11 protein-coding genes are annotated in these 11,067 nt (G+C 64.6%); 4 read left to right on the forward strand and 7 right to left on the reverse strand.

The window, feature by feature from the left end; translation table 11 throughout:
- Positions 1–26: 26 nt before the first annotated feature.
- Positions 27–365, reverse strand: a complete 339-nt coding sequence (locus tag F1654_RS12660) for a hypothetical protein (protein WP_150023917.1) — start codon at positions 363–365, stop codon at positions 27–29.
- Complete coding sequence (locus F1654_RS12665; protein ID WP_150023918.1) at positions 362–2,338, reverse strand: glycoside hydrolase family protein; 1,977 nt, start codon at positions 2,336–2,338, stop codon at positions 362–364. The genes F1654_RS12660 and F1654_RS12665 overlap by 4 nt, the downstream gene beginning before the upstream one ends.
- A 244-nt stretch (positions 2,339–2,582) precedes the next feature.
- Here F1654_RS12665 and F1654_RS12670 point away from each other — a divergent pair, with 244 nt between their 5' ends.
- Both F1654_RS12670 and F1654_RS12675 read left to right on the forward strand, forming a co-directional pair.
- Complete coding sequence (locus F1654_RS12670) at positions 2,583–2,996, forward strand: NADH:ubiquinone oxidoreductase subunit NDUFA12 (protein WP_150023919.1); 414 nt, start codon at positions 2,583–2,585, stop codon at positions 2,994–2,996.
- Positions 2,997–3,036: 40 nt separating this feature from the next.
- Positions 3,037–3,453 carry a DUF2155 domain-containing protein gene (locus F1654_RS12675; RefSeq protein WP_233205284.1) on the forward strand — a complete coding sequence of 139 codons (417 nt, stop codon included), beginning with the start codon at positions 3,037–3,039 and terminating at the stop codon, positions 3,451–3,453.
- On the opposite strand, the gene aat is transcribed toward F1654_RS12675, so the two are convergent.
- Genes aat through aroQ form a run of 4 tightly spaced genes read right to left on the reverse strand, consistent with a single transcriptional unit; the run spans position 3,420 to position 6,422 of the window.
- Entirely contained in the window at positions 3,420–4,070 is a 651-nt protein-coding gene (aat, locus tag F1654_RS12680; protein WP_150023921.1) for a leucyl/phenylalanyl-tRNA--protein transferase, read from the reverse strand. The genes F1654_RS12675 and aat overlap by 34 nt on opposite strands.
- Positions 4,071–4,081: 11 nt before the next feature.
- Entirely contained in the window at positions 4,082–5,431 is a 1,350-nt protein-coding gene (accC, locus tag F1654_RS12685) for an acetyl-CoA carboxylase biotin carboxylase subunit (protein WP_150023922.1), read from the reverse strand.
- Between the two features lie 9 nt (positions 5,432–5,440).
- Positions 5,441–5,944 carry an acetyl-CoA carboxylase biotin carboxyl carrier protein gene (gene accB / locus F1654_RS12690; RefSeq protein WP_150023923.1) on the reverse strand — a complete coding sequence of 168 codons (504 nt, stop codon included), beginning with the start codon at positions 5,942–5,944 and terminating at the stop codon, positions 5,441–5,443.
- Between the two features lie 4 nt (positions 5,945–5,948).
- A complete protein-coding gene (gene aroQ / locus F1654_RS12695) occupies positions 5,949–6,422 on the reverse strand; it encodes a type II 3-dehydroquinate dehydratase (RefSeq protein ID WP_233205285.1) in 474 nt (157 codons plus the stop codon).
- A 102-nt stretch (positions 6,423–6,524) separates the two neighbouring features.
- Here aroQ and thiS point away from each other — a divergent pair, with 102 nt between their 5' ends.
- Entirely contained in the window at positions 6,525–6,734 is a 210-nt protein-coding gene (gene thiS, locus F1654_RS12700) for a sulfur carrier protein ThiS (RefSeq protein WP_150023924.1), read from the forward strand.
- Positions 6,735–6,798: 64 nt separating this feature from the next.
- Positions 6,799–7,617: a thiazole synthase gene (locus F1654_RS12705; protein WP_150023925.1), complete on the forward strand. Its 819-nt coding sequence runs from the start codon at positions 6,799–6,801 to the stop codon at positions 7,615–7,617.
- 117 nt (positions 7,618–7,734) lie between these two features.
- Here the strand turns inward: F1654_RS12705 and F1654_RS12710 are convergent, their stop codons facing one another.
- The gene (locus F1654_RS12710; protein ID WP_150023926.1) at positions 7,735–10,617 is read right to left on the reverse strand and encodes a TonB-dependent receptor domain-containing protein; all 2,883 of its coding nucleotides are present in this window, start codon (positions 10,615–10,617) and stop codon (positions 7,735–7,737) included.
- Positions 10,618–11,067: the final 450 nt, after the last annotated feature.

Consider the following 11,067-nt stretch of genomic DNA (forward strand, 5'->3'; position numbering starts at 1 on the left):
AGCCTAGCATGGGCGGCGCAGGGCCGTCAGCCTCCCGGACCCGTCCTGTTTGAGATTGCTCCGCTTGCGGCGCGAATTCTTGTCTGTAAGGCAACGAGCGCAAGGATCACAAAGACAGACAGGCACCGGTTGAGGATGACGTAGTCATCAATGAAACCCGCCGGCGAGAGATAATACCCTGCCGTGATCAGGCCCGCCGTCAGCGCTGCCATCGCGAACTGGGCGGCGGCTGGCTCGTGACGCAGGATCATGACGGGGAACACGTAAAGCAGGCCGTGCGAGAATCCCAGCGGGGTCCAGCCGTCGAAGATCGCAATCGCCACGGTGAGTGCGAGCGCGGCCAGAATGAGCAGGGCGCGCGTCATGTGGCGGCGCCCGCCGGTGTCACCACATAATCCCCGCCATGGGCGAAGAACAGCGCCGCTTCGGCTGCGCGCCGTTCGATTTGGCTGGCGCCGACCTGCATGGCCGGCCCGCCCAGAAAGGCGTTGTGCAGGCGCATGGCGTTGGCCGCGCCCATATGGTCGCCGCGATTGAGGCGCGCCAGAATGCGCGAGCGTGTGAGGGCCTCCAACCCGTTCTGGTGGACAAAGGAAATCAGGGCCGCCATCTGGGCGTCTGAGACCGGCACGCCGACCAGGGTGCGTATCTCGCTTTCAATTGCGCGCGCTTCGCGCCGCAGGAGCTGGAGCGCCTCAACCTGGCTGATCTGAACGTCGAACACCTGGTCGCATGGCAAGAGCACGCGCCCGTAACCGATCACCGAGCAATCATTCACGCGTGCAGCGCTCTCCCGGAAGGGTTCAAAGCTCAGGATCAGCTCCAGGGCGTCAACGCCTTCATCCTGTACAAGAAACAGGAAGGCTTCCATCTGTCGGCGGCTGACCAGTCCGCTCAGCGACTGCATGCCTGATCCCGGCACGCGCGCATGCACCCAACGCAGGAACTGGGCGGCGCTGACCGATTCGATATCGCTATTGATCCGCCGCACCAGGGTGGAATTGCGGAACGCTTCAGCTCCGATATTGAATGTGAGCGATATCAGGGCGTTGCGCTGGTTGTCGGTCAACTCACGCGTGACGGCTTCGTCAACCGCCCGGGCGGCGATGTCGATATCGCGCATCAGCAATTGAACGGCCCGCTCATAGCTGATGGTATTACCGGGCCGGGCGTCTGGTCCGGTATGCCCGTAGCCGATGGTGGGCACGCCCGCCTCGTCGAGATAGGTGTCCGCCCGGAAGGCTTCGAACATCCGGATCAGCTCGATCACAGACTGGCCGGTGCGGCTGTCGCCGGCTACGGCAGGCGGCGGTTCCGCCTGGGCGTCGGAATCCGGCTCCAAAAACTGTTCTGGGATAACCGCCGTGACCTGCTCTGCTGGCGGGTCCGGGGCGGGTCCGTTTTCAGCCTGATCGCCGGTTGCATCCCGGCGTGTCTCCAACAGGCCGCGCAGAGCTGGTGAAGCGTAACGCCGGGGCATGGCCGCAGCGAGCACCGACTGCCCAAAAATCACCGGGCTGATCTGGCTCGATGATTGTTCGTGAACCGCCAAGCTGACTTCGGCCAGGCTGTTGATGAGATCAGGGTTCTCAAGCGCACGCAACGTCACCAGGGCCGGCGTGAACAGCACCTCCTGACCGGGATGAGATCTCCATGCGTCGGGCACCAGCCCCGGCCGCACCGGCGTGGTGCGGTGAAGCGCCTCGCGGGACACGCGGACAGGGCCGTCCCGGTCACTGATCGCGATCGTTACTTCCGGGGGCGCTTCAAACATGTCCAGCCCGGTGCCGAAACTGGTCAGGCCGCCGCTGAACAGGCCGCCCATGCCCCGGGTTTCTATCAGGATGGTGGTTTTCGACGGGCTTGAACCCAGCGGGTGGCTCCAGATTTCCTCCAGGCGGATGCCGCCCTCTGCGAAGCGGGTCAGGGGCAAGGGGCCGGTGTCGGTCGCGAGCAGGAAAATCGTATTGTCCCCGGGAACCGCATGACCGGCGAAATAGACCAGAGACTCTGCGCCCGCCTCGGTGAGCCTGCCCAGAACATCAACGGAGCGCCGCAGCTGATGCTCGGTGGGATCAATGATGACGCCCCCGCCGATCAGGGCGTAACCGGCGTCTTGGGCATGCTGCGCCACCTGACGGGCGTGGGCGACATAATCGGGACGCGAGGGCAGGCTGCGGTAATGGGCCGCCACCATCACCAGGGCATAGCGGTCATGGCCGGGCTCGGGATGGATTTGCACACTGGCTGGCCGGTAGACGATCCAGGCCACCAGGCCGCAGAACACAAGGGCCAGACAAAACACCGCCAGAGTGATGATAGCGGATGAACGCGCCATGCGTTTGTCCCTCAACGCAGCTGCCCCCCGGTCAGCGAATACCAATATAACCGATATCACAGGTTTTAATCAATCCTTATGAGGTCGTGAGCGCACGTCTTGGTTGATATACCAACTGAGCGCAGCGAGGAGAAAGCCGTTCGGCGGCAGAGACTGTCCTTGCCGCCACTGTCCCGCAGCACTGGACCGCAGGCGCGGGCAGGGGCATATACGGGCGCGGGTTAGTGTTACGCGAGGGCTGTTCATGCTCGGCTTGCTGTCGAAAATATTCACATGGTGGAATGGCGCGTCTGCGGGCGCTGCCTGGACCATCTGGCGCTCGGGCAAGCTGGTGGGCGAGGACCAGTTCGGCAATCGCTATTACACTGAACGCAAAGGCGCCACGGGCGCGGATGACAAGCCGCGGCGCTGGGTGGTGTATAACGGCTATGCCGACGCCTCGCGCGTGCCGTCCGACTGGCATGGCTGGCTGCATCACACATTCGAAGCGCCGCCCACTGAGGCGCCGCTGCCGCGCCGGGAGTGGGAGCTGGACCATGCGCCCAATCTCACCGGCACGCTGAATGCCTACCGCCCGGCCGGCTCACTGGCCTTTGGCGGCGAACGCCGGCGTCAGGCCACTCCTGCTGATTACGAGCCGTGGGAGCCGGGCCGGTAGGCCTTGGTTCCGCCCCAGTGTTCATGACAGGATGGTCGGCATGATCCGTGTTATCGCCTTGATCGTGTCCGTTCTGATCGCAGCGCCAGTGCTGGCCGGCGCGGGCCAGGCCCAGCAGTCTGGCGCACGCGAGCTGTCGAGCCGCCCCGGCTCGGTGGCGATTTTGCGCGGTCTGGACAAGGTCACCGCCCGCACCCGCGACTTCCAGGCGCCAGTGGGTGAGGCGGTGCAGTTCGGCGCCCTGACCGTGACGGTCAATTACTGCCGCAAGCGCCCGCCCGAAGAGCCCCCTGAAGTGTTCGCCTTCCTGCAGGTCAAGGACCGCCGCACGGACGGGTTCGGCGTTGAGGATGAGGGCGAACGAATTTTTTCAGGCTGGATGTTCGCCTCCAGCCCCGCGCTCAACGCGCTCGAACACCCGGTCTATGACGTCTGGGTGATCGACTGCAGGAGCTGAGCGCCCGGCAGGCCTTCGGGCAGGGCGAAGAAATCGGCTTCCTGCCCGGCCGCCTCTGCCAGCATCGCCTTGTAATCGCGCCGCGTTACCGCCACCGCGCCGAAGCGCTCCAGATGGGCGGTCAGGAATTGCGCGTCCAGCAGGGTGAAGCCGCCTGCCTTCAGACGCGCCACCAGATGCACCAGCGCGGTCTTGGACGCGTCGGTCTGGCGCGAGAACATGCTTTCACCAAAGAAGGCCGATCCCAGCGTCACGCCATAGAGCCCGCCCGCCAGCGCGCCTTCGCGCCAGCATTCGATGGAATGGGCGTGGCCGGCCCGGTGCAGGTCGAGATAGAGCGAGGCGATGGGATCATTGATCCAGGTGTCCTCGCGCCCCGGAGCGGCGGCTGCGCAGCTGCGCAGCACCGTCTCGAAACTGCGGTTGGCTGTGACGTGATACACGTCCCGGCGCACTGTGCGGCGCAGGGAGCGCGGGATGTGAAACGCGTCCAGCGGGATTACCCCGCGCTCGTCCGGCTCCAGCAGGAAGATGCGCGGATCGTCTCGGCTTTCGGCCATGGGAAACACGCCGCGCGCATAGCAGCCGAGCAATTCCCTGACGCCGAACCCGCGCATAATCCCGCCTTCTAGCCTTTGGCGCGTTCGGCCAGCCAGCTCTCCAGCCACCGGATGTGGTAATCGCCCGACAGGAAGGCGGGCTCCTCCAGGAGGGCCTGGTGAAGGGGGATGGTGGTCTCCACCCCGCCCACGACCATCTCGCCCAACGCGCGCTTCAGGCGCATCAGAGCTTCCTGGCGGTCACGGCCATGGACGATCAGCTTGCCGATCATGGAATCGTAATAGGGTGGGATGGTGTAACCGGCATAGAGCCCTGAATCGAGGCGTACGCCGAGCCCGCCAGGCGCGTGGAACTCGCTCACCTTACCCGGCGAGGGGGTGAAGGTGTTGGGATTTTCCGCATTGATGCGGCACTCGATGGACCAGCCCTTGAACCGGACGTCATCCTGCTTGAGCCCCAGCTCCATGCCGGCGGCCACACGGATCTGCTCGCGCACCAGGTCGACGCCGGTTATGGCCTCGGTGACCGGGTGCTCCACCTGCAGGCGGGTGTTCATCTCGATGAAATAGAACTCCCCGTTCTCGTAGAGGAATTCCACCGTGCCCGCGCCGCGATAGCCGATGGCCTTGACCGCGTCGGTGACGGTCTTGCCGATCTTGGCGCGCGCGGCGTCGTCCAGCGCCACGGACGGCGCCTCTTCGAGCACTTTCTGGTGGCGACGCTGGAGCGAACAATCGCGCTCGCCCAGATGGATGACATTGCCGTGCTCGTCGGCCATCACCTGGATCTCGATATGGCGCGGCTTGCCAAGATATTTCTCGATATAGACCGCCCCGTCCCCGAACGCGGCCTTGGCTTCGGAGGAGGCGGTCTGCAGCGCGGATTCCAGATTGGCCTCGGTCTCGGCCACCTTCATGCCGCGTCCGCCGCCGCCGGCGGCGGCCTTGATCAGCACCGGGAAGCCGATGGCCTTGGCGACCTTGCGCGCCTCGTTCATGTCGGTGATGGCGCCGTCAGAGCCGGGCACCACAGGGATGCCTGCATCCATGGCGGCCTGCTTGGCGGTGATCTTGTCGCCCATCAGGCGGATGGTGTCGGGCTTGGGTCCGATGAAGGTGAGGCCGTGGGCCTCCACGATCTCGGCGAAGCGCGCGTTTTCCGACAGGAAGCCATAGCCGGGATGGATCGCCTGGGCGCCGGTCACCTCGGCGGCGGCGATGATGGAGGGCACATGCAGATAGCTGCGCCCGGCCGGAGGCGGGCCGATGCAAACGCTCTCGTCGGCCAGCTTGACGTGCATGGCGTTGGCGTCGGCCTCGGAGTGGACCGCTACGGTGGCGATGCCCATTTCCTGGCAGGCCCGGTGGATGCGCAGGGCGATCTCGCCCCGGTTCGCGATCAGGATCTTGTCGAACATGAGCGCGCCCTAGATGATGACGAAGAGAGGCTCGCCGTACTCCACAGGCTGGGCGTCCTCCACCAGGATCTCGGCCAGCTTGCCCGAACGCGGCGCGGTGATCGGGTTGAAGGTCTTCATCGCCTCAATGAGCAGGATGGTCTCGCCTTCCTTCACTGTATCGCCGGTTTTCTTGAATGCGTCGGCGTCCGGGCTGGGGCGCAGATAGCAGGTGCCCACCATGGGCGAGTTTACCGCACCGGCATGGCTCTTGGGATCAGCTTTCGCTTCGGCGGCGGCGGCTGGCGCCGGGGCAGGGGCGGGCGTGCTCACCATGGCGGGCGCCGGCGCGGCCGTCACGGCCGGAGCGGCGGCGTAATGCACCGCGGGAGCAGCGGGCAGTTCGCGCGCGACGCGGATTTTGAGATCCCCGTGCTCGACCTCGATCTCGGTCAGATCAGTGTCATTGAGGATTTTGGCCAGTTCGCGCACGAACTTGGCATCGCTCTGAGGGCGGGACGGGGTGGACGCCATGAGGTCAGGACCCTTTCTTGCGTTCGGCCAGGCGGGCGCGCGCCAGGCGCGCCGCCGCTTCGACGGCCAGGGCGTAGCCCATGGCGCCGAAACCGGCAATGCTGCCCGCCGCGGCCAGCGCCGCGTAGGACGCCGCGCGAAACGGTTCACGCGCGGCGGGTTGGGACAGATGCACTTCCACGGCCGGAACGTCCACCCCCTTGAGCGCGTCCAGAAGCGCAATGGAGGTGTGGGTGTAGGCCGCCGGATTGATCACGATGGCGCTGGCCTCGCGGCCGGCGCGCTGGATCAGGTCGACAAGGACGCCTTCGTGATTGGTCTGCTCGAACACGATGTCCACGTCCAGTCCCGCCGCCGCGTCGCGGCACAGGGCCTCGATATCGCTTAAGGTGGCGCGGCCATAAACGTCCGGCTCGCGTGTGCCGAGCAGGTTCAGGTTCGGGCCGTTGAGCACATGGACAGGCTTGAGGTCAGACACGCAAAGCTCCGGGCGCCCCGGGCGCCTTGACGACAGGCTCCTGTTTTACGACGTGATGTCCTAGTATAACAAGCAAGCCGCGTGCAAGGAGCGCAGCACCTCATGGCCGAGATCACCGTCCAGCTCAATGGCGAGGCCCGCGCCCTGCCCGCCGGGCTCACCCTGACCGGGCTTCTGGAGGCGCTGGAGCTCGATCCGCGCAAGGTGGCTGTGGAGCGCAATCTGGAAATCGCCCCACGCAACGGCTACGCCGCTATCGCCATCGAGGACGGCGACCGGCTGGAGATCGTCCACTTCGTTGGCGGCGGGTGAGGGCTGCACCCCGGCGCGCCTGGAGGCGTGACGCGGGGCGGGCGCAGCGCTAGAACGCAAGGCCATGACACACGCTCCCAACACCCCCGCCGCATCCTCCCCCGCCCTGGCCGAAGACCGCCCCTTCGTGGTGGCCGGGCGCACGCTTGCCTCGCGCCTGATCATCGGGACGGGCAAGTACCAGAGCTATGAGGACAATGCGCGCGCGCTGGAGGCCTCGGGCGCGGACATGATCACGGTGGCGGTGCGCCGGGTGAATCTCTCTGATCCGTCCCAGCCGCGCCTGGTGGATTTCATCGATCCGTCGAAATACGTCTTCCTGCCCAATACGGCGGGTTGTTTCACCGGCGAGGACGCCGTGCGCACGCTGCGCCTGGCGCGCGAGGCGGGCGGCTGGTCGTTGGTGAAGCTGGAAGTGTTGTCCGATCCCAAGCACCTCTATCCCGACATGGCCGAGACGCTGCGCGCCACGGACATGCTGGTCAAGGAGGGGTTTGACGTGATGGTCTACTGTTCCGATGACCCGGTCTATGCGCGCAAGCTGGAGGATGCGGGCGCGTGCGCGATCATGCCGCTTGGCGCGCCCATCGGGTCAGGGCTGGGCATCCAGAACCCGGTCAATATCCGCCTGATCATCGAGGCGGCGAGCGTCCCCGTCATCGTGGATGCGGGCGTGGGCACGGCCTCGGACGCGGCGGTGGCCATGGAGCTGGGCTGTGACGGCGTGCTGATGAACACAGCCATCGCCGAGGCGCGCGACCCCGTGCGCATGGCGCGCGCCATGAAGCACGCCGTGATCGCTGGCCGCGAGGCGTATCTGGCCGGGCGCATGGCCAAAAAGCGCTATGCCGACCCCTCCAGCCCCCTGGCCGGCCTGATCTGACAATCCTGCGATAAAGGCTGCAGGGCTGCAGGATTCTGGCCGGGTTGATCAGACAGCGAGCAAAGAAAAAGGCGGGCCGCGAGGGCCCGCCTTTAAAGTCATGGAATGCGTGCGAGACTAGAAGCGCGCGCGCAGACCCACCGTGTAGTAACGGCCGATCACATCATAGCTTCCCGGGAAGGTGTTCCCGCTGTTCTCGGACGTGGTGCCGATGGTGTTGCCCAGCATCGGGGGCTGTTCATCAAGCAGGTTCGCCACGGTCACAGTGAAGCGCAGATTGTCGTTGAAGTTCCAGCCACCCGACAGATCGAAGTAGTTGTAAACGCCGATCGACGAGAACTCAGGCTGGAAGCTGCTGGCTACTTCCGGCTCGACCACAGTCGCGCCCAGATAGCGCCACAGCAGCGAGGCGTCGAAGTCGCCAACCATCCAGCTGAAGCGGGTCGACGTCTTGTACTTCGGCTTGGGACCACCGCAGGCTTCAGAGTAGTAGCCCAGGCAGTCGCGGCGCGTAGACGTCGGCGTCGGCTGGTTGATGATCTGGGTGTACAGCGTGCCGTTGAACTGGATGCCGAACGAGCCCATCGACGGGTTGAGGCCAATGGCTTCAGCGTCGAAGATGTAGCTGGCGTTCACGTCGAAGCCCTCACGCACGTTCTCGCCCACATTGTTCAGGGCCAGGACGATGCCGTCAGAGTCCAGATCGTTCAGGTTACCCGAGGACGGGCTGCGGCGCACCAGGGCGCAAGCATCGTTGAACGTCAGGTTCGGGTTGAACGAGGTGCTGTAGCACTGGCTGATGATGTCGGTCACGCTCGGCGCGGAGATCGCATCAGTGATGTCGATCCTCCACCAGTCGACCGAGAGCGAGAAGCCCGGAGCGGACGACGGGTTGTAGACAAAGCCCAGCGTGTAGGTGTCGGCCACTTCCGGCCCAAGCTGCGGGTTGCCGCCGGTCAGCACGTTGACCTGGCCGGCGCGCGGCTCAGGCAGGTTGCCGATGACAGCAGACGGCACGCCGGTCTGCTGGCAAAGCGACGCCAGATTGCCGGAGATAGAGCCCTGGCAGGGGTCAACAGCCAGGTTGCCCAGGCCCGACACTTGCGGAGCGAACAGCTCGTTCACGCTCGGCGCGCGGGTGGCGCGCTGATACATGCCGCGAACGCGCAGATCATCCATCGGAGACCATTCACCACCGACCTTGTAGGTCCAGTAGCTGTCGGATTCGCCGCCCGAGCGGAACTCGGTGTGACGCGCGCCCAGCTCAAGAGCCAGGCTCCGGATGCCCGGACGGTCTTCGACCAGCGGCACATAGGCTTCGCCGAACCACTCGAACAGCTGGAACGTACCTTGACGGTCCGGGGTCGGAGCGCCGGTGCCCAGCACTTCGCCCTGGATTTGCGAGGCGGAGTCAGAGCTGGTGGAAGCGGCCACACGGCGATACTCGTAACCGAAAGCCGTGCTGATCGGGCTGCTGGCGAACGGGCTGGCAAAGCCCAGATCGCCAGTCACGCTGCCGTGCAGCACTTCCTGGGTCACTTCCTGGCCGAGCATGGCGTCCAGGTTGAAGAAGTCGATCATCTCCTGGGTGACCGAGCCTTCCTCCCCGAACGGGTTGAGCGGAACGCAGCCATTGGCCGGGTTGATACACGCTGTCGTGCTGACCGCGTTCATCGCCTGGACGGCACGCGAACGCGAGCCCCAGTTGCCACGCACCTGATCCTGCACGGATTCACCGTACTGGTAGTAGGCGTCGTAGGTCCAGCCGCCCACCAGATCACCGCGCAGGCCCAGCGTGTACTGGAGCGTGGTGGTGGTGAAGTCGTTCAGACGCGGGCCAAGCTCTTCGAAACGGCGGCCGATGGTCATGTTGACCAGGTCATCGGCGTTGCCCACCGTACAGTCAGCAATGCCGAACTCGGTGCAAAGCTGGGTGCGCATGGCGTCAGGAATGAACGGGTTGCCGATCGGCACGTCCACGTTCACACCGAACAGCGCCGACGAAGCCAGCTGGGCGTCCACTTTGGAACGCACATACAACAGGTCGGTATAGGCTTCGAAGTGATTATTGATCTCGTACGAAGCCGAACCCAGGATCTGATAACGGTCCTGCGGCGTCTGGTAGAAATTGTCCGGGTTGAAGTTGAACGGGGCAAAGAAGCTCCGCAGTTCACCCGTATTCGGATCAATTTGCTGGTTGCCGGTCAGGCCCAGGCCGCCGTCCGCCACCGAGCGTGCGCCGGGCAGGATAACCAGGGCCGGAATGGCGACCGGAGAGCCGCCGGGATTGCCCGTGCTTGAGTCGATGGAGAACTCGCCAAATGAGCGGGCGCCCTGGCGCAGCTCATCAGTCTGGGTGTAGCCCACGCTCACAACAGCGTTGCCGCGGCCGTCAGCGAAATTGCCGCCCATGGTCACGTCCATACGGCGGCGCGTGGCGTCGCCCTGCTCGGAGGTGCCATACTGGGCGCCGACCTCAAGACCTTCAAAGTCCCGACGCAGAACGAAGTTCACCACGCCCGACATGGCGTCCGAACCGTACACAGCGGCGGCGCCGCCGGTGACGAAGTCGGCGCGCTCGATGAGAGAGACAGGAATGACGTTGGTGTCGACCGAACCGCCCAGATTGAACGGCACGATGCGCCGGCCATTCATGAGGACCAGGTTCCGGTTGGAGCCAAGCGCGCGCAGGTTGACGGTGAAGCCGCCGCCCTGGCCGTTGTTGACGCCCGGACCAATGGCCGGGAAGGCCACGGGAAGCGTGCGGACAAGCTCCTCGACGTTAACGGGCTGGCGGATCGCGAATTCAGCAGCGTCAACCGAGCTGATCGGGCTGTTGGATACAACGCCCGGCGCCTGGATGCGCGTACCGGTGACGCGGACGACGTCGCTCGTATCCGCGGTGTCGCCTTCCTGCGCCGCCATCGCGGGCGCAGCCGTGGCGATGCCCGCAATAAGCGTGCTCGCCAGAAGGCAAGTTTTGAACGTACTCTTACTCATGGTGTGTCTCTCCCCAATCGGAACTCGATTGCCTGGGCGGCGTGTTTCTGCCCACAAAAAAGCACAATCGCCGCAAAAAAGATGGATCTGACCATCTGCTGGCGAACCTAGTTGTCGCACATTCGTCGCGTCAACCTTGCAAATCTGTCATCTCTTGAAAATTGCTGAGATTTTGCGGCTCTGTGGCGCAAGCGCACCACACGGCTTCCTTGGCCCTGAAGCCAGAGCGGCTTCAGCTCGAACATACAGGCCTGAAAATCACGTTGATGAACAGCTTGTTGAGTGGCGCAAGGGGCCTTTTGCATCTCTCAGGGGGCGCAGATGGCGCCAAATGCGGAATGATTATTGGGTATATCATTTCAAGCTGTCTGGGCTTTATTGCCAGTTGCCGCAGACCCTGATCAGACGTCGTATGTCCGGTGAGACTGTGGAGGGTGTTGACAATTACAC

It is taken from the genome of Alkalicaulis satelles (genome assembly GCF_008630495.1).
Taxonomy (GTDB): Bacteria; Pseudomonadota; Alphaproteobacteria; order Caulobacterales; family Maricaulaceae; genus Oceanicaulis; species Oceanicaulis satelles.

Excerpts from the sequence above, each read along its gene's own strand:
- F1654_RS12660 (WP_150023917.1), bottom strand. The coding sequence starts at position 365 with ATGACGCGCGCCCTGCTCATTCTGGCCGCGCTCGCACTCACCGTGGCG.
- F1654_RS12665 (WP_150023918.1), bottom strand. The coding sequence starts at position 2,338 with ATGGCGCGTTCATCCGCTATCATCACTCTGGCGGTGTTTTGTCTGGCC.
- F1654_RS12670 (WP_150023919.1), top strand. The coding sequence starts at position 2,583 with ATGCTCGGCTTGCTGTCGAAAATATTCACATGGTGGAATGGCGCGTCT.
- F1654_RS12675 (WP_233205284.1), top strand. The coding sequence starts at position 3,037 with ATGATCCGTGTTATCGCCTTGATCGTGTCCGTTCTGATCGCAGCGCCA.
- aat (WP_150023921.1), bottom strand. The coding sequence starts at position 4,070 with ATGCGCGGGTTCGGCGTCAGGGAATTGCTCGGCTGCTATGCGCGCGGC.
- accC (WP_150023922.1), bottom strand. The coding sequence starts at position 5,431 with ATGTTCGACAAGATCCTGATCGCGAACCGGGGCGAGATCGCCCTGCGC.
- accB (WP_150023923.1), bottom strand. The coding sequence starts at position 5,944 with ATGGCGTCCACCCCGTCCCGCCCTCAGAGCGATGCCAAGTTCGTGCGC.
- thiS (WP_150023924.1), top strand. The coding sequence starts at position 6,525 with ATGGCCGAGATCACCGTCCAGCTCAATGGCGAGGCCCGCGCCCTGCCC.
- F1654_RS12705 (WP_150023925.1), top strand. The coding sequence starts at position 6,799 with ATGACACACGCTCCCAACACCCCCGCCGCATCCTCCCCCGCCCTGGCC.
- F1654_RS12710 (WP_150023926.1), bottom strand. The coding sequence starts at position 10,617 with ATGAGTAAGAGTACGTTCAAAACTTGCCTTCTGGCGAGCACGCTTATT.